Source organism: Kingella sp. (in: b-proteobacteria) (assembly GCF_030527935.1).
In the GTDB taxonomy this organism is placed as follows: Bacteria; Pseudomonadota; Gammaproteobacteria; order Burkholderiales; family Neisseriaceae; genus Kingella_B.
Genome location: NZ_JAUMZV010000013.1, coordinates 22,316 through 39,344 on the forward strand (window position 1 = coordinate 22,316; position 17,029 = coordinate 39,344).

Here is a 17,029-nt window from a genome sequence, read left to right on the forward strand (position 1 = left end):
CTGAAAATGATTTACCCATGGCACGAAGCCGCATGGCAACAACTCGCGCAACATTGGCGCAACCAGCCCAACGCATGGCTGTTCACAGGTAAAGCAGGCACAGGCAAAACCGCCTTTGCGCGGCATTTCGTCCAAGCCCTGCTGTGCGAAACGCCCAGCGAACAGCACCAACCCTGCGGACAATGCGCGTCTTGCCACCTGTTTTTGCAAGGCACGCACCCCGATTTTTACGCGCTGCAACCCGAGCAGCCTGAAAACGACACAGGCAGCCGCAAGCTGTTGCAAATCAAAATTGATGCCGTGCGCGCCATTTTGGAGCCGCTCACGCAATCGTCCATACGCGGCGGGCGGCGCGTGGTGCTGATTAATCCCGCCGAAAGCATGAATATTCAAGCCGCCAACGCGCTGCTGAAAATGCTGGAAGAGCCGCCCGAAGCGGTGATTTTTCTGCTGATTGCCCACAACCGCGACCAACTGCTGCCCACCATCAAAAGCCGCTGCCGCCAAATGCTGCTGCCCGCGCCCAGCCAAGAAGTATCGCTGGATTATTTGCGCGGGCAACAGATAGGGCAGCCTGAAAACCTGCTGGCGTTTCACAGCGGTGCGCCGTTGTTTGCCCACGCGCCCGAGCAAGATGCGCTGCGCGAGAAATTGCTGACGCTGCTTGCCGCGCCGCGCCTGCTGGCGATTTTGGACTACGCGGCGGAATACGATAAACACAAGTTCCCACTCGCCTTTTTGCTGGATTGGCTGCACAAATGGCTGATAGACCTTGCGCTGGCGCAGCAAAGCATCGCGCCGCTGTATTATCCGCAACACACCGCGCCCATCGCGCAAATCGCCGCAAAAACCAATCCCGCCACACTTTTTGCCCTTTCAGGCTGCATCAAACGCCTGCACCCTTACGGTTATCATAGTTTAAATGTTAAAATGCAAGCCGAATTTTTGCTGTGCGAGTATCTTGCCGCCACGCTCAAAAAAAGTTAGAACCTGTATTCACTATTTGCATAGGTAGATTTGATAGCATAAAAGCGTGGATACAAGGCAAAAAGCGCAGCAAGGTTGGACACCTTGCGAGCATTTTTAACGCGGTAGCCGCGTTTTTAGGGCATAAAAGATGCCTATGCAAATAGTGAATACAGGTTCTTAATCAAATGAAGGAAATATCATGAGTTCAGCTCCACAACTGTCCCCCCAACCCGCCGCGCCACAAGCCGCCCCAGGGCGTATGCTGCAACTGCGCTTGGAAAGCAAACCGATTATCTACGCCAGCTATATGTCGTTTTTGGAATACGGTGGCGTGTTTATGCCCAGCGCTGATAAATTCCACATGGGCGAAGAAGTGCTGCTGGTGTTGGAATTGGTCGGCCCATCCAAAACCGAAAAACTATTCATCAAAACCAATGTTTGCTGGATTAACGCCAACCCCAGCGGCAGCGGTCGCCCCAGAGGCGTAGGCTTGGCGTTTGGCTCGGACGAATCGGGGCTAAAAGCCAAAACCTTGTTTGAAAACATCTTAACAGGCTTGCTGCACAACGAACGCCCCACTTATACGATGTAAACATTTTCAGGCTGCCATACAACGATTAGGCAGCCTGAAAGTTTTGTGGATTGCGTAACAGCGTTTCAGGCTGCCCAAGCCTATTTGTTTTTTGCCAGAACACGCGTTGCGCCGCATACCACGCTGGTGTCGCCCAACCATCTGCGCCTTGTAGCGATAAACGTGGTGTCATAAAAATATGCTGCAATGCTGTTCCCTCTCTCGCTGGATGGGGAGGGCTAGGGAGTGGGTGGCTGCTTAATCCACCAACCACCCCCATCCTAGCCTTCCCCCGCCAGCGGGAGAAGGAACAGATTGTAGAATGTTTAACCAACACTGCTTGTCATCAACGAAAAGTAAACCAGCATACTTTTTAGGACTCCACCCGTAGATTTACCCCTTTTCAGGCTGCCTAACCTCCATTCAACGCAGCGCAACCCATCCCCACCCATCCCCAAAACACCATGTACCTTATAGACTCCCATTGTCACATCAATTTCCCCGATTTCGCCGACCGCATCCCCGAGCTGTTAGCCAACATGGCGCAAAACCAAGTCACCCAAGCCCTTGCCATCAGCGTGAGCCGCGACACCTTTGCCGAAGTGTTGGCACTTGCCCAAGCGCATCGCAACATCTACGCCAGCGTGGGCGTGCATCCCGATAGCGAAACCGCCGCCGAGTTTTCCGAAGACGAGCTGGTGCAGCACGCCCAGCATCCCAAAGTGGTCGGCATCGGCGAAACAGGGCTGGATTACCATTGGTGCAGCGGCGATTTAACATGGCAGCACAACCGCTTTATCACCCATATTCAGGCGGCCAAACGCGCCCAAGTGCCGCTGATTGTGCACACGCGTGATGCCGCCGCCGACACGCTGCGCATCCTGCGCGAAACGCAAGCCGAAAAAATCCTGATTCATTGCTTTACCGAAGACACCGCCTTCGCCCAAGCCGTGCTGGATATGGGCGGCTATATTTCGTTTTCGGGCATACTCACGTTTAAAAACGCCAAAGCCATCCAAGCCGCCGCGCAATACTGCCCGCTAGACCGCATTTTGGTGGAAACCGATTCACCCTATCTTGCGCCCGTGCCCTATCGCGGCAAAGAAAACCAGCCCGCCTATGTGCGCCACACCGCCGAGTTTCTCGCCCAACTGCGCGGCGACACGCTGGACAACATCGCGGCGGCGACCACGGCGAATTTTTATCGCTTGTTTGACAAGGTGCAGCCGATTAAGGCAGCCTGAAAATGAAATATGGGCGGGCAACGCATACAGCCTGTTCCATGCGCGTTGGCAATAAGCGATTGCCGTTTCGCCACGCTGAACGGGTTTTCAGGCTGCCGTGTATGCCGTATCCCAATGCAGCCTGAAACGCAGTGAAACCCATCAACCCAGCCCCAGCCCAACCAAGGCAGCCTGAAAATGAAGCCCGCTCCCATCCTTGCCACGCTGCTCACCGCCTGTGGCATCGCCCCGCAAACCGCCCGAGTGCAAGATTTCAGCGCATTGCGCGTGCAGGTTGCCAACACGCCCGCCCGCAGCATCATCACGCTCACGGGGCTGCTTAACGACAGCGCGCTCGGCATCCGCCATGTTGAAATCAGCAGCGACCGCGCCCAACGCACCGTGCATATTGTTGTCCACAAAACCCTAGCCAGCAGCCAGCACACAGGGCAGCTTAACGCCCGCTTCGTGCTAGACCATCCTGTTGAACGCATCCAATTTGGCGCAGACCAGCAAACCATTTGGACAGCCGATTAAGAACCTGTATTCACTTTCAGGCTGCCTTATCGCACCAACAGCAAACTGTGCGTAATAAGGCAGCCTGTCCCCCCCCCAGAAAGCCCCACCCATGCCCCCACATCTCCCACGCGGTGCCATCATGGCAGACATCGCCGCCCACACGCTCAGCGAAGACGACCGCCAACGCCTGCTAGACCCCGCCATCGGCGGCATCATCCTATTTCGCCGCAATTACCAAAACCCCAGCCAGCTCGCCGAGCTGTGCCACCAAATCAAAGCCCTGCGCCAGCCCGAACTCATCATCGCCGTGGACCACGAAGGCGGGCGCGTGCAACGCTTTATCGACGGCTTCACCCGCCTGCCCGCCATGCGCACGCTGGGCGAACTGTGGGACAGCCAAAGCCCCGCCGCCGCCCAATCCGCCGCCGAACAAATCGGCTGGGTGCTCGCCACCGAACTCGTCGCCTGCGGCATAGATTTATCGTTCACCCCCGTGCTGGATTTAGACTGGCAACGCTGCCCCGTTATCGGCAACCGCAGCCTGCATCGGCAGCCTGAAATCGTCATCGCCTTAGCCCTAGCCCTGCAACGCGGGCTCAACCGCGGCGGTATGAAAACCTGCGGCAAGCATTTTCCCGGGCACGGCTTCGTATCAGGCGACAGCCATCTCACGCTCCCGCGCGACAGCCGCACATGGGCAGAACTGCAAACCGACCTAGCCCCCTTTGCCGCCCTTGCCGCGCAAGGCATGGCGGCCATCATGCCCGCCCACGTTGTCTATCAAAATATTGACGACCAGCCCGCAGGCTTCTCTGCCCATTGGCTCAAAACCGTGCTGCGTGCGCAACTGCGCTTCAACGGTGTCATCTTCTCGGACGACATGACCATGGAAGGCGCAGTCAGCGCAGGCAGCATCAGCCAACGCTGCCAACTTGCCTTTGCCGCAGGCTGCGACATTGCCCTTGTGTGCAACCGCCCCGATTGGGTGGACGAACTGCGCCACGGTTTCAGGCAGCCTGAAAACCCCCACCTTGCCGCGCGCTGGAAAAACATGGCCGCCAGCCAAACCCCAGAGCAAGCCCAAGCGACCCTGCGCACCGCCGAATTTCAGGCTGCCCAACAGCTCACCGCCCAGCTTGCCACGCCCAAAGACACCGCCAGCGGCGTGCAAGTGGGCGAAGCGATTTAACCGCGCCCCAAGTTTCAGGCTGCCTAATGATTGCGAACGACGGCATAAGGGACAAATGGCACAAATTAAAAATCCAGCAAACACAAAAGCGCATCACGGTTTAATACGTTTTCAGGCTGCCTTTATTATTCCGCCAGAACGTGGCGTCTTGCCGCCACACCCACGCCCCGCAGCCCCAACATCGCCCCTAACCCCAACCACTCCAAGGACAACACCATGAACCTTACCGAAACCCCCATCAGCAGCACCCCCATAGACCACAGCAGCTTTCTCAAAATCAACCGCGACCAAATCCAACTGCCCAACGGCAACGTACACACCCGCATCGTCGTGCGCCACCCAGGGGCAGCCTGCGTGCTCGCCACCACGCCCGACAACCAAGTCGTGCTGGTGCGCCAATGGCGATACGCCACCAACCAAGCCACGCTAGAAATCCCCGCAGGCAAGCTGGACGATGGCGAAGACCCCGCCGTGTGCGCCCTGCGCGAACTGGGCGAAGAAACCCCCTACACCGCCGAGCGCGTAGAAAAAATCCTAGACTTTTTCAGCGCACCAGGCTTCTGCGACGAAGTGCTGCACCTTTACCGCGCCCGCAACATCACCCCCACCAGCAGCCTGCAACCCGATGAAGACGAACTGGTAGAAACCGAGCTTTATACCCGCGAGCAAATCCGCATCCTGCTCGCCAACGGCGCATTTAAAGACGGCAAAACCCTGATTGCCTTGCAATATTGGCTGTTAAACGAAGCAGAATAAATCGCCTGTCGTGCCGTGTATTCATCACAATAGGCAGCCTGAAACCTTTGCAAAACCCTAACAGCAGCCTGAAAAACAAGAAATGCCGTCATTCCCGCGTAGGCAGGAGTGACGGAGAATTTACTATTTCTTGTGGCGTTTTAGGTTTTGCAAAGGTTTCAGCCTGAAAACGAGATAACCGATTTCAGGCTGCCTAAATGAAGCAACAAACAACTCATCGCCAAAGCACATCAAATAACATTGCGCAGGCTCAACCACCACCGCATCCCATCCCAAAGCAGCCTGAAACCACACTCGTACCCTTTTCAGGCTGCCCTACCCAAGGAGCAACCCCCATGCAAACCCGTTCGGGCGACCTAATCGCGCTTGCCATCGCAGGCGAATTTGATGTCATCATCCACGGCTGCAACTGCCAGCACACCATGGGCGCAGGCATCGCCAAGCAAATCAAAGCCCGCTTCCCCGCCGCATTCGCCGCCGACTGCGCCACGCCCAAAGGCGCGAGCAAACTCGGGCAAATCAGCACCGCGCAAGTGGATTGCAACGGACACCCGCTGGTGATTGTAAACGCCTACACGCAAAACCACTGGCGCGGCAAAGGCGTGCTGGCCGGCTATGCCGCTATCCGAGCCGCCATGCAGCAAGTGAAAGCACAATTTGCAGGCAAGCGCATCGGCTACCCCAAAATCGGCGCAGGCTTGGCAGGCGGCGACTGGGCAACCATCGCCCAAATCATCGACGAAGAATTAGCAGGCGAACAGCACACGCTGGTGTTATACCAAGCCTAATCGCCCACACCCCACCATTTCCATCCGCCCCAGCCCGCCATGCCAACCATCACCCCCATTCCCGCCCTTACCGACAACTACATCTGGCTTATCCAGCACAACAACCAAGCCATCTGCATAGACCCCAGCGAAGCCGCCCCCGTGCTGGATTATCTCCACGCCCGCGGCTTAACCCTAGCCCAAATCTGGATAACCCACGCCCACACCGACCACACCGCAGGCATCGCCGCGCTCACACAACGGTTTTCAGGCTGCCCTGTTTACGGCGCAGAAGACATCCCGCAAGCCACCCGCATCGTGCGCGATGGCGACCGCATTGCATGGCAAAACCACCGCGCTACCGTGTGGCACACCGCAGGGCACACCGCCCGCCACCGCTGCTATCTGCTCAACCAGCAACACCTGTTCACAGGCGACACCCTATTTTCTGCAGGCTGCGGGCGCGTATTCCCCAACAGCCGCCTGCAATGGCTCTACCACAGCCTGCAACGCATTTTCAGGCTGCCCGATGCCACCCAGCTCTACCCCGCCCACGAATACACCGCCGCCAACCTGCATTTCGCCGCCCATATTGAACCCAACAATCCCCACATCGCCGCCGCGCAACAACGCGCCGACAGCATCCCCACGCTGCCCGTAACCCTAGCCCACGAAAAACAAATCAACCCCTTTTTGCGCGTCCACCTGCCCGCCGTGCAACAGCGCATCCGCGAGCTAACTGGGCGCAGCTATGCCAACGAAGAAGCCTATTTTGTTGCCCTGCGCGAGTTGAAAAATCGGTTTTAACGCCTATGCCACAAAGGCAGCCTGAAAACATGGCAAAGCTACTGTTGTAGGTCTCACAAAGGTTTCAGCCAGAAACCCATACGCAACTCATAGCGCAGCAACGGTTTGCCCCATCGCCAACCCATTCAAACCCACCTTCACTTTCAGGCGGAAACCTTTGCAAAACCCCTAACAGCAGCCTGAAACACAAAAAATGCCGTCATTCCCGCGCAGGCGGGAATCTTGTTTGATATTCAAAAATCTAAGCAAAAACAAATCATTATGTAAATTTAACCAAGATTCCCGCCTACGCGGGAATGATGGAGCGTTTACTATTTCTTGTTGTGTTTTGGATTTTGCAAAGGTTTCAGGCTGCCCCAACAGCCCACCCACCGCATAACGTTTTCCACCAAAAAGCCCCCCATTTCCCCCAAATTGCTCCGCAATATCCCACCATCCAAGAACAAAACGCCAAAATTTCCCGCCAGCACGCGCATCATCGCTGCGCCAGCCTAAACCATTCTTCGCAAATTTTGACAATTTTTAACAAATGCCCTATTATGCTCCAATCCATTTGCGTTTCAGGCTGCCTTATCGCCGCCAACACGCAGTCCACCAACCACATAATAATAGGGAGCACTATGAAACCCATTGAACTCAACGCCTATTACACCCTTATCGCCGCCACCATCGTGCTGCTGCTCGGGCGCGTGATTGTGAAAAAAGTTAAGTTTTTCCGAGATTTTAACATCCCCGACCCCGTAGTCGGCGGGCTGCTGGTTGCCGCCATTTTCACCACCCTGTATTACAGCACAGGCATCACGTTTACTTTTGAAAGCTCGCTGCAATCCACCTTTATGCTGGTGTTTTTCTCGTCCATCGGCTTGTCTGCCGACTTCTCGCGCCTGAAACAAGGCGGCTTCCCTTTGGTTGCCTTTTTGATTATCGTCAGCATCTTTATTTTGGTGCAAAACTTCGTGGGCATCGGCTTGGCAACCGCGCTGGGGCAAAACCCGCTAATCGGCTTGATTACAGGCTCTATCACGCTCACAGGCGGGCACGGCACAGGCGCAGCCTATGGCGATACCCTAGCCACTAAATACGGCATCCAAGGCGCGGTGGAAATGGCAATGGTTTCCGCCACATACGGCTTGGTATCAGGCGGCTTGATTGGCGGCCCCGTTGCCCGCCGCTTGGTCAATAAAATGGGGCGCAAACCCCTAGCCGAAACCAGCGATGACAACGACAACAGCGACAGCTACGACGACAAAACCTTTGAGCAAGCCCATCGCCGCCGCTTGATTACCGCCGAATCTGCCATTGAAACCATGGCATTGTTCGCCGCCTGCTTGGCATTCTCATCGTTTATGGTGGGCTACATGAAAGAAATCGCCCCCAATTTCAAACTGCCGCAGTTCGTTTGGGCACTCGGCTTTGGCGTGCTGCTGCGCAACGCGCTCACAGGCATTTTCCGCTTCAATATGTTTGACCGCGCCATTGATGTGTTCGGCAACGCCGCGTTAAGCCTATTCCTTGCTATGGCATTGATGAGCATGAAACTGTGGCAACTGGCTGGCATGGCAGGGCCGATGATGATTATCTTGCTGGTGCAAACCGTGGTCATGATTTTCTACGCCTACTTCATCACCTTCCGCTTTATGGGCAAAGACTACGATGCCGCCATTCTCGCCGCAGGGCATTGCGGCTTCGGGCTGGGCGCAACCCCCACCGCCGTTGCCAATATGCAATCGGTAACAGGCACATTTGGACCATCGCACAAAGCGTTTTTGATTGTGCCGCTGGTGGGCGCGTTCTTCATTGACTTGATTAACGCCGCCATCCTAGACCGCATGATGGCGTTCTTTGGCTAACGGCTTATCGTTTTAGCTTGGTTTATTTTGTTTCAGGCTGCCTTAATCGTTTTGGATAAGGCAGCCTGAAAAACAATTAACGCATGGAGCGGCGACGGCTCATCGCCACATAACACATTGAATTGGGCTGTACCGATTGGATTGGCGAGAACTGGCATTCCATCGGCAACCATAAGCGTTTAACCAAATTTCAGGCTGCCTAATCATCCAAAGGCAGCCTGAAAATATAAGTGGAATATTGATGATGCTCACGCCAAACGCTTTGCACTTCATTGTAGGCTGCCTTAATCGTTTTGGATAAGGCAGCCTGAAAAACAATTAACGCATGGAGCGGCGACGGCTCATCGCCACATAACACATTGAATTGGGCTGTACCGATTGGATTGGCGAGAACTGGCATTCCATCGGCAACCATAAGCGTTTAACCAAATTTCAGGCTGCCTAATCATCCAAAGGCAGCCTGAAAATATAAGTGGAATATTGATGATGCTCACGCCAAACGCTTTGCACTTCATTGTAGGCTGCCTTAATCGCAAAAAATAAGGCAGCCTGAAAACACACCCCCGCCTATTTCCGCAGTAACCGCCATTGATTATCCCCCTGATAAATCAACCGAACTGCCCCATCCTTGGACACAAATCCCCCTTTTGCCACATCCAACAACACCGACTGCGGCAACTTCGCCCAAAATAACTCCGCCGTTTGGCGGTCGTCCGACAGCAGCGCATACGCTGCCAGCGCAGCATTGTCGGGGTCGGGCAAACGAATATCCGCCACGTCAAACACGCGCACACAACGCTGGCGCAGCTGCGAAAACGTCTCCCCCGCGCTGGCGCGACAACCGTGCGCATCCGCATCATTGCCCACCCGCGGTGCAGGCGACTGGCAGGCAGACAGCGCAGCGGCGAGCAGGGCGGCGGTGCTGATTTTTGTAAACATCATCCATCCTTTTTTTGTTCATTTTCGCGGTAAGGCAGCCTGAAACCTTTGCCCCCCAACAACAGCTTGAAATACAAAAAATGCCGTCATTCCCGCGCAGGCGGGAATCTTGTTTGACAGTCAGAAATAATTGCAAAAACAAACCGTTGTTTAAGTTTAGCCAAGATTCCCGCCTGCGCGGGAATGACGGGGAATTGACTATTCCTTGCTGTGTTTTGGGTTTTGCAAAGGTTTCAGCCTGAAAAGCGAAAACGACTGCGTTTCCATTTTTCAGGCTGCCTTAATGCGCGTGGCTTATTTCACGCCTTTATTCAGCAAATCTTGATAACCGCCGTGGTTGGTTACGTTGGTGTAGCCCATTTTTTTCAACTCTTGCAACGCGGCTTCGGCGCGGCGACCCGAGCGGCAATATAGGTTCACAGGGGCCGTTTTATCGGGGCTGATGCGGGCGATTTGGCTGGCGATTTGGTCGTGTGGCACGTTCACCGCGCCTTGCAAATGCCCTTCGTTAAACTCTTCGGGCGAGCGCACGTCAATCCACACGCCTTGGGCGCGGGCAGGCTGCGCGGCGGTTTGGGCTGCGGCTGCGCCTGTTGCGGCGGCTGCGGCTTTTTTCATGGGCGTAGCCTTTTTGGCGTGGGCAGCCTTTTTGGGCGCGGCTTGGCTGGCAAGGGGCGCGGCGATGGCGGCGGCGATTAGGGCGAGATGGAGTAGTTTTTTCATGGGAGTGCCTTTCGGTTGAAAAGTTGGATGATAAGTATAACCCGCGCAGCAGGGCGGGATGGATTTTCAGGCTGCCTTTGGATAATTAGGCAGCCTGAAAACGGTGTGCATTGTGGCAATGCGGGTAAACAATAACTGGTTGTTTTGTCTCAAATGATTGCAGGATTAGGGCATCAGCATCCCGCCGTTTACGTGCAGCGTTTGCCCCGTGATGTAACGCGCTTGGTCGGAAGCCAAGAACAGCACGGCATCGGCGATGTCTTGCGGCGTGCCAAAGCAGCCCAGCGCGGTTTGCGCGGCAAAGGATTGGCGCGTTTCTTCGGGCAGGGCGCGGGTCATGTCGGTGTCAATAAACCCTGGGGCAACGCAGTTTACCGTGATGCCACGGCTGCCCACTTCGCGCGCCAGCGATTTGCTGAACCCTTGCAGCGCGGCTTTGGCGGCGGCATAGTTGGTTTGCCCCGCGTTGCCCATCGTGCCGACCACGGATGTGATGGTGACGATGCGCCCCGCGCGTTGCTTCATCATGCCGCGCAACACGGCTTTGGACGCGCGATAAACGGATTTCAGGTTCACGTTCATAATCTCGTCCCATTCTTCTTCTTTCATGCGCATCAATAGGTTATCGCGCGTGATGCCTGCGTTGTTTACCAAAATATCCAGCTTGCCAAATTCTTGTTCTACGCTGGCAATCAGCTCTTCCACGCTGTTGGGCGCGGCGGCGTTGAGTGCGCGTCCTGTGCCATGCCACGGGGCAAGGCGTTGAGCAATGGCGGTTGCGCCGCTTTCGCTGGTGGCGGTGCCGATAACGGTTGCGCCTGCTTGGGCAAGCGTGTCGGCAATCGCCGCGCCAATGCCGCGTGATGCGCCTGTTACCAGCGCGATTTTTCCTGCAAGTGATTGAATGGTCATGGGAAGTCCTTATGGTTGAGTGGGAAGGGATGGGCAGCCTGAAAACCATATTTACGAGAATAGATTAGGTGTATTTTTATGGTTTTCAGCCTTGCGCTTTGCGCTGCGGCATACCCCTGAGCTTTGCATAAGTTCGCATAGCTAAATCATAGATTTAGATGCTTACTTAATACCCAAATCAAAGATTTGGACAAAGGGGCAAGTCTGCCTATTAGGGCTTGGGTAGCGTGATTTTCTGATGCGGTTCCATATCCAGCATATAGCGCATCCAATTGCCAAAGCTGTATTTTTGTACCACATCATCGGGCAAAAGCTGATACGGCTGGTGCATCCATTCCAGCAAGCCATCAAATTGCACGCCGTCCCATACAAAAATGTTCTCGGGACGGTAAAAACCATACTGCTTGATTTTGGGATTGGTGGTAATCAGCTTTTTGCGATAAATCATTGCTTCAAAAGGGCGAAACGACAAACCGTTGTGAATGGGGTTCAGAAAATCCAGCAGCACACGGCTGTTTTGCAAGGCAGCTAAATTTTCCAAAAACGTTTTGCCGCATGTTAATTCTTGAATGGATGCGCTGGGATAGTATTCACGAAACCGCTCTTTTTCTTGATGCGAAGTAGGCGCAATGCTGAAATCCAGTTGTAAGCTATTTTGTTCCGCAAAATGCACAAAGTTCAAAATCATGCCCATGCGTTCGGCTGAATGCGCTCCCACAAAATAGCAATCGTATTGCGGTGTGTTGGGCGGAAAGGCTAGGCAATCAAAATAAAAATTGGTGGTGGGCAAAAAGCTGGGGTTGTGCTGCCAATCGTCGGTATCAAACACAAAAAAGCGGTCAAAAAATGGGATGCGCTGCCAAATAGCAGGAAACCGCGCCATGCCGTCCCATTGGTAAGCAATCATGCTTTTTTGCACGTTTTGTTTAACGGCGGCGATGACATCGGCATCATGCAAATCGGCACGAATAAACAGCGCGTAGTCTACTTTGCCGATGTTGCGAATGAAGTTCAAAAAATTGGCTTTAAAAACCTGTTGTTTTAATTGTTCTTTAAACCGATTTTTATCGCGCAGGATAATTTTGTGAAATTTGGTTTTTAACCGCGCCCATAGCGATGGATAACGAAACTTGCCGCCTTGTTGGGCGAGATTTAAATAAATGACTTCAAAGCCATAATGCGCGAGATTGCGTTCCACCAAACGATAAATTTCCACATCGGCAGGCATGGCAAGAATAATTTTGGGTTTTGTGTTCATGATTGACTATTAGGCAAGGTAATTTTTTGATGCGGTTCAAGGTTCAGCACATAGTGTATCCAGTTGCCAAAGCTGTATTTTTCGCGGATGGCGGGGTCAATTTCTTGGTAGGGCGTGGCGATAAATTCGTCTAAACCGTCCAGCGTTTTGCCGTCCCAAATAAAGATGTTGCTGGGGTGGTAGAAGTCGTATTTGGCGGTTTCGGGGTTGGTGGTGATGAGTTTTTTGCGGTAGCCCAATGCTTCAAATGGGCGAAACGACATGCCTTTGTGGTCGGGATTTTTGAAATCCAGCAGGATGCGGCTGTGCATTGCGTCTAATAGGTTGTCGCGGAAGTCTTTGCTGTGGCGAATGGGGTGGATAGATGGATGGGGGTAGAGCGTGGGGTGTTCGGCAACGCCGCCATCGTGGATGTGGTAGATGGCGAAGTTGGTTTTAAGCCCTTTGGCTTGGGCGTATTGGGCAAAGCGCACCAGCGCGTCGCTGCGGTTGAGCCCCGGCCAATGGATGCCTGTAAAATAGACATCGGATTGGATTTCGCCGATTTCGGGCATTCGGTCAAACCAAAAATTGGTGGCGGGCAGGGTGGTTAAGCCGTTGTGTTCGCCCACGTCTGCGGGGTCAAACACGTAGTTAATATCAAAGCAATGCAGTTTGTTGAAAATTTCGCCAAAGCGGGCTAGCCCATCCCATTGGTAGTTAATCATTTTGCCGCGTGTTTTGCTGCGAATCAGTTGTAGGATGTCTTCGTCATAGATGTCGCCGCGGATAAATAGGGCGTGTTCGGCGTTGTTTTGTTGGATGGTTTGGATGATGGTTTGTTTGTGTTGCTCAATTTGTTTGAGATTGTTGGCACTGATAACGTGGAGTTTGGCTTCTTTGTCGCCGAGAATTTTTTTGCGGTATTTGATTTGGAATTTTTCGCGCAAGGTGGGGTGGCGGAAGATGTCGTTGTTGTCGGAAAAACTTAAATCGCACACGGTAAAGCCGTGCGCGTTTAGGTGTTGGATGATGAGTTTGTAGATGCCGTTGGTGGTGGGCATGGCGAGAAATAGGTTGCTCATTGGTTTGCGATGTTTGGTAAGGTGATTGGTGTATTGGGTTCAATGTTGAATACGTAGCGTATCCAGTTTTTGAAGCTGTATTTGTGTTTGATGTGTTCGGGCAGCCTGAAATAGGGTTTTTTTAGAAATGTTATCAGTTCTGCGTGGTTGTTGCCTGTCCAGACTAGGATGTTATCGGGGTGGTAGAAGTCGTAGTGGACGATGGTGGGGTTGGTGGTGATGAGTTTTTTCTCAAAGCCGATGGCTTCAAAGATGCGTAGGGATAGCCCGTAGTGTTTGGTGTTGAGAAAATCTACTAACACGCCTGCTTGTTGGGTGAGCAGTAGGTTTTCGCGGTAGGGTAGGGCATCTTGATAGGGGAAGTATTGTATATCAGTTAGCCCTAGCTCGGCGCGGGCTTGGTCTAAATTTTTGGCGGCGATGCGAAAATCTATGGGTAGGTTGAGCTGTTTGGCGGCTTGATAGAAGGCGCGGATGTCGGCAACGCGCTCTTTGTGGTGGGTGCCGATGAAAAATAGGCTGTGGTTGTTTGCGTGGTTTTCGGGCAGGCAGTCAAAATAAAAGCTGGTGATGGGAACGAGCTGTTGGGCGTATTCGGGGCGTTTGCCGATGTCGTAGGGGTCAAAAAACATGAATTTGTCAAAATAGCGGATTTTGTAAAATTCGTGTTCTAGAAATTCTAGGGTTTCCCAGTTGTAGTGCACCATTAGGCGGCTTTTGTCGCGCAGGGTTTGCATGAAACTGCTGGGGAATACACCCGGCCATATCATGAAGCAGTAGTCGGCTTGCCCTTGGATGCGGTTGAGCTTTTGTTGGAACTCGGGCAGATAGGGTTTGAAGAGTTGTTCTTTTTTGTATTCGCGCTGGCGCAGGAGATTGCGGTAGAACAGTTTTTTGATGCGTTGCCAGATGCTGGTGTAAACGAATTTTTGTTCTTCGTAGATAAATTCTATAACTTCAAAGCCGTGGTAGCGTAGGTTTTCGGCGATGACTTGGTAGATGTTGAAGATGGGGGGCATGGCGAGTAGGACGGTTTTTTTGGTTTGCATGGTGGTAAAAGGGGGGTGGGGGTTGTTGAATGGCGTTTTGGCTTCGCTGAAACGCGCTTTGTTCGTTTTCAGGCTGCCTTTCATGTTTTTAGGCTGAAATCTTTGCAAAATCTGCAATTGATATGGAGCGTCGGCGGCTCGCCGACATATTTAGTGAACCAGTAAGCAATGCTCTGTTTAATAAGCAATTTGGCGACGAGCCGTCGCCGCTCCATATTCAGCCTTGCGCGTTGCGCTGCGGCATACTCTTTTATACCCAAATCGGAGATTTGGACAAAAGGGCAAGGCTGCCTTTACAGCTTCGGCAGGCTAATGGGCTGGTGGGGGTGGATGTTTAATACATAGCGTATCCAGTTGCCAAAGCTGTATTTTTCGCGGATGGCGGGGGCGATGTCTTGGTAGGGCGTGGCGATAAATTGGTCTAAACCATCCAGCGTTTTGCCGTCCCAAATAAAGATGTTATTGGGGTGGTAGAAATCGTATTTTTGCACTTCGGCGTTGGTGGTGATGAGTTTTTTGCGGTAGCCGATGGCTTCAAAGGTGCGCAGCGATAGCCCTTTGTGGGTGCTAATCACAAAATCGGCAAGGATGCTGCTGCTTTGGGCGTAGTCTAGGTTTTGTTGGTAGCTGATGCCGTTGTGGAACTGGATGTTGCTAACGGGGTAGTGCTGTTCTATGTTTTGTGCGCCATCGCGGGCGATTTGGAAGTTGAGTGTCCAGCCTGCTTGCTCTGCGTGTTGGCAAAATTGGACGATGGGGGCGATGCGGTCGCTGCGGTGTGCGCCGAGAAAGTAGATGCTGGGGTGGGTGGTGGGCGCGGGGGGCAGGTGGTCAAAATAGAAGCTGGTGGCGGGCAGAAGCTGGGGGTTTTGGGCGATGTCGTTGGGGTCAAAGGCGTAGAAGCGGTCAAACAGGGCGATTTGGCTTTGTGCGGCGGCAAAGCGTGTCATGCCGTCCCATTGGTAGTTCACCATTTGGCGGCTTTTTTGTTTGATTTGGCGCAGGAAGTGTTCGGGGTAGATGTCGGAGCGGATAAATAGGGCGTGGTCGTAGTGGGGGTGTTGGGCTAGGGTGGCGGCGATTTGTTGTTGTTTTTGCGCGATGATGTAGTCGCGTTTGGCGTGTGGGTTACCGAGCAGTTTTTGCGCTTGCACGCGCAGCCTTGCTAATAGGCTGGGATAGCGGAAGGTTAGGGTGTCTAGCGAGTGGTCAATCACGGTGAAGCCGTGGTAGGCAAGGCATTGGGCGACGATTTTGGCGATGCCTGCGTCGTTTATCATGCCGAGCAATAGGGTGGGCTGTGCGGGTGTATTCATGATTTCAGGCTGCCTTGGGGGGTGTGGGTGTGTGCATGGGCGTGGGAATAATATTTTGCAAGGCGGCAATCATTTGCGCAGGGGTGATTTCTTGAATGTGTTGGTTAAACCAGATGATTTGCGCGTGTTCGCTTTTGGGATGCCAGTTGGCGTAGTTTTGCGGGTCTTGGCGGTATAGCCCGATGATGGGTTTGCCCAGCGCGGCGGCGATGTGGATGATAGCGGTGTCGGGGGTGAGCACGGCTTGGGCATGGCGAATGAGAGCGATGCTGTCGTGGATGGTTTGGGTGTGTGGATAGAGCGTGGCGTTGGGGTGTTGTTGGCAAAGGGTGGCTAGGCTGGGGGTGATTTCGGGGTAGGTGAGCAGGATGAATTTTTGCGCGGGAAAGGCAGCCTGAAAAGCGGTCAGTGTGTGCGCGATGGCTTCAAGGCTAAATCGGCGCGAATTGGCTGCGCCGAAGAAGTTAAGCGCGATGTAGTGTTGCAGGCTGTTTTGCTGCAAGAAGGTTTGCACGGCGGCTTCGGATGCGGGATGGTTGGGCAGTTCGGGCTGGGTGCGGATGGGGTCAAAGCCGAGCAGGCGCAGGGCTTGGGCGTACACATCGGCAAAATGCTGCTGGCTGTTGGCGATGTTGAGATTAAACAGTTGATAATCGGCTTTGTTCAGCCCAACGTAGTATTTCGCGTTTAACGTACGCAGCAGCAGCAAATCGCGCGGGCGCAGCGACAGCGTGGGGTCAATCACGGCATCGTATTGCCCTGCGAGCGATTTGCCGACTTGGTAATAGCTTAGGGTGGATTTGGGCTGAACTTCGTGCAACGTATCAATATGCGGATTGTTTTCAAACAGTTGCCGATTTTTTGCGCTGCAAATCACGCCAATCTTAATCGCGGGATGGGCGCGTTTGATTTCGCGAAAGGCAAACGAGCTCACAATATAGTCGCCAATTTTGCCATCTTGGCGCAAAAACAAAATGGCGCGCAGGTTGTGTGGCTGGGGTGCAGGCGCGGCGGCGGGCGCACGGTCTAGCCATGCTTTGCACCAGCGCAGACGCGCGTTGCGCCAACTGGTTTTGAGCTGTTTGAAGCGTTGCTTAAACGACATTTTCAGGCTGCC

The 17,029-nt window shown here is 53.7% G+C and carries 23 protein-coding genes; 11 read left to right on the forward strand and 12 right to left on the reverse strand.

Annotated elements, in window-relative coordinates:
* Positions 1-6 precede the first annotated feature (6 nt).
* Entirely contained in the window at positions 7-987 is a 981-nt protein-coding gene (holB, locus tag Q4A85_RS05670) for a DNA polymerase III subunit delta' (RefSeq protein WP_303108426.1), read from the forward strand.
* A 178-nt stretch (positions 988-1,165) separates the two neighbouring features.
* A complete protein-coding gene (locus tag Q4A85_RS05675; protein ID WP_303108487.1) occupies positions 1,166-1,561 on the forward strand; it encodes a pilus assembly protein in 396 nt (131 codons plus the stop codon).
* A gap of 25 nt (positions 1,562-1,586) precedes the next feature.
* On the opposite strand, the gene Q4A85_RS05680 is transcribed toward Q4A85_RS05675, so the two are convergent.
* Positions 1,587-1,733, reverse strand: a complete 147-nt coding sequence (locus Q4A85_RS05680) for a hypothetical protein (protein WP_303108427.1) — start codon at positions 1,731-1,733, stop codon at positions 1,587-1,589.
* A gap of 271 nt (positions 1,734-2,004) precedes the next feature.
* Here Q4A85_RS05680 and Q4A85_RS05685 point away from each other — a divergent pair, with 271 nt between their 5' ends.
* The 5 genes from Q4A85_RS05685 (at position 2,005) to Q4A85_RS05705 (ending at position 5,227) form a co-directional block, all read left to right on the forward strand.
* A complete protein-coding gene (locus Q4A85_RS05685; protein WP_303108428.1) occupies positions 2,005-2,784 on the forward strand; it encodes a TatD family hydrolase in 780 nt (259 codons plus the stop codon).
* 2 nt (positions 2,785-2,786) lie between these two features.
* Complete coding sequence (locus Q4A85_RS05690; RefSeq protein ID WP_303108430.1) at positions 2,787-2,909, forward strand: hypothetical protein; 123 nt, start codon at positions 2,787-2,789, stop codon at positions 2,907-2,909.
* Positions 2,910-2,961: 52 nt separating this feature from the next.
* Positions 2,962-3,300: a hypothetical protein gene (locus Q4A85_RS05695; protein WP_303108432.1), complete on the forward strand. Its 339-nt coding sequence runs from the start codon at positions 2,962-2,964 to the stop codon at positions 3,298-3,300.
* Positions 3,301-3,391: 91 nt separating this feature from the next.
* Positions 3,392-4,471 (forward strand): beta-N-acetylhexosaminidase, encoded by a 1,080-nt coding sequence (nagZ, locus tag Q4A85_RS05700; RefSeq protein WP_303108433.1) that lies wholly within the window; start codon positions 3,392-3,394, stop codon positions 4,469-4,471.
* A gap of 216 nt (positions 4,472-4,687) precedes the next feature.
* Positions 4,688-5,227, forward strand: coding sequence for an NUDIX hydrolase (locus tag Q4A85_RS05705; protein ID WP_303108435.1), 540 nt, complete (start codon positions 4,688-4,690; stop codon positions 5,225-5,227).
* 123 nt (positions 5,228-5,350) lie between these two features.
* Here Q4A85_RS05705 and Q4A85_RS05710 read toward each other — a convergent pair whose 3' ends face one another.
* Positions 5,351-5,521, reverse strand: a complete 171-nt coding sequence (locus Q4A85_RS05710) for a hypothetical protein (protein ID WP_303108437.1) — start codon at positions 5,519-5,521, stop codon at positions 5,351-5,353.
* Positions 5,522-5,562: 41 nt separating this feature from the next.
* On the opposite strand from Q4A85_RS05710, the gene Q4A85_RS05715 reads away from it, so the two are divergent.
* The 3 genes from Q4A85_RS05715 to gltS all read left to right on the forward strand — a co-directional run bounded on the left by Q4A85_RS05715 (position 5,563) and on the right by gltS (position 8,651).
* Positions 5,563-6,015 (forward strand): macro domain-containing protein, encoded by a 453-nt coding sequence (locus Q4A85_RS05715; protein WP_303108439.1) that lies wholly within the window; start codon positions 5,563-5,565, stop codon positions 6,013-6,015.
* 39 nt (positions 6,016-6,054) lie between these two features.
* Positions 6,055-6,801 carry a hydroxyacylglutathione hydrolase gene (gene gloB, locus Q4A85_RS05720; protein ID WP_303108441.1) on the forward strand — a complete coding sequence of 249 codons (747 nt, stop codon included), beginning with the start codon at positions 6,055-6,057 and terminating at the stop codon, positions 6,799-6,801.
* 620 nt (positions 6,802-7,421) lie between these two features.
* The gene (gene gltS, locus Q4A85_RS05725) at positions 7,422-8,651 is read left to right on the forward strand and encodes a sodium/glutamate symporter (RefSeq protein WP_303108488.1); all 1,230 of its coding nucleotides are present in this window, start codon (positions 7,422-7,424) and stop codon (positions 8,649-8,651) included.
* Between the two features lie 32 nt (positions 8,652-8,683).
* Here the strand turns inward: gltS and Q4A85_RS05730 are convergent, their stop codons facing one another.
* The 8 genes from Q4A85_RS05730 to Q4A85_RS05765 all read right to left on the reverse strand — a co-directional run bounded on the left by Q4A85_RS05730 (position 8,684) and on the right by Q4A85_RS05765 (position 14,596).
* Positions 8,684-8,809 carry a hypothetical protein gene (locus tag Q4A85_RS05730; RefSeq protein WP_303108443.1) on the reverse strand — a complete coding sequence of 42 codons (126 nt, stop codon included), beginning with the start codon at positions 8,807-8,809 and terminating at the stop codon, positions 8,684-8,686.
* Positions 8,810-8,850: 41 nt separating this feature from the next.
* Positions 8,851-9,051 carry a hypothetical protein gene (locus Q4A85_RS05735; protein WP_303108445.1) on the reverse strand — a complete coding sequence of 67 codons (201 nt, stop codon included), beginning with the start codon at positions 9,049-9,051 and terminating at the stop codon, positions 8,851-8,853.
* 167 nt (positions 9,052-9,218) lie between these two features.
* A complete protein-coding gene (locus tag Q4A85_RS05740) occupies positions 9,219-9,590 on the reverse strand; it encodes a hypothetical protein (protein WP_303108447.1) in 372 nt (123 codons plus the stop codon).
* A gap of 294 nt (positions 9,591-9,884) precedes the next feature.
* Positions 9,885-10,313: a rhodanese-like domain-containing protein gene (locus Q4A85_RS05745; protein WP_303108449.1), complete on the reverse strand. Its 429-nt coding sequence runs from the start codon at positions 10,311-10,313 to the stop codon at positions 9,885-9,887.
* 165 nt (positions 10,314-10,478) lie between these two features.
* On the reverse strand, positions 10,479-11,225 hold the full coding sequence (fabG, locus tag Q4A85_RS05750) for a 3-oxoacyl-ACP reductase FabG (RefSeq protein WP_303108451.1): 747 nt from the start codon (positions 11,223-11,225) through the stop codon (positions 10,479-10,481).
* A 211-nt stretch (positions 11,226-11,436) separates the two neighbouring features.
* Positions 11,437-12,483 carry a hypothetical protein gene (locus Q4A85_RS05755; RefSeq protein ID WP_303108453.1) on the reverse strand — a complete coding sequence of 349 codons (1,047 nt, stop codon included), beginning with the start codon at positions 12,481-12,483 and terminating at the stop codon, positions 11,437-11,439.
* Positions 12,480-13,547 carry a hypothetical protein gene (locus Q4A85_RS05760; RefSeq protein ID WP_303108455.1) on the reverse strand — a complete coding sequence of 356 codons (1,068 nt, stop codon included), beginning with the start codon at positions 13,545-13,547 and terminating at the stop codon, positions 12,480-12,482. Before Q4A85_RS05760 ends, Q4A85_RS05755 begins: the two co-directional genes overlap by 4 nt.
* Positions 13,544-14,596: a hypothetical protein gene (locus tag Q4A85_RS05765; RefSeq protein ID WP_303108456.1), complete on the reverse strand. Its 1,053-nt coding sequence runs from the start codon at positions 14,594-14,596 to the stop codon at positions 13,544-13,546. Before Q4A85_RS05765 ends, Q4A85_RS05760 begins: the two co-directional genes overlap by 4 nt.
* Positions 14,597-14,718: 122 nt before the next feature.
* Here Q4A85_RS05765 and Q4A85_RS05770 point away from each other — a divergent pair, with 122 nt between their 5' ends.
* Complete coding sequence (locus Q4A85_RS05770; protein WP_303108457.1) at positions 14,719-14,934, forward strand: hypothetical protein; 216 nt, start codon at positions 14,719-14,721, stop codon at positions 14,932-14,934.
* Here Q4A85_RS05770 and Q4A85_RS05775 read toward each other — a convergent pair.
* Together Q4A85_RS05775 and Q4A85_RS05780 are read right to left on the reverse strand one after the other, a co-directional pair.
* Positions 14,890-15,912 (reverse strand): hypothetical protein, encoded by a 1,023-nt coding sequence (locus Q4A85_RS05775; protein ID WP_303108459.1) that lies wholly within the window; start codon positions 15,910-15,912, stop codon positions 14,890-14,892. The two genes, Q4A85_RS05770 and Q4A85_RS05775, sit on opposite strands and share 45 nt — an antisense overlap.
* 4 nt (positions 15,913-15,916) lie before the next feature.
* On the reverse strand, positions 15,917-17,017 hold the full coding sequence (locus Q4A85_RS05780) for a glycosyltransferase family 9 protein (RefSeq protein ID WP_303108461.1): 1,101 nt from the start codon (positions 17,015-17,017) through the stop codon (positions 15,917-15,919).
* Positions 17,018-17,029: the final 12 nt, after the last annotated feature.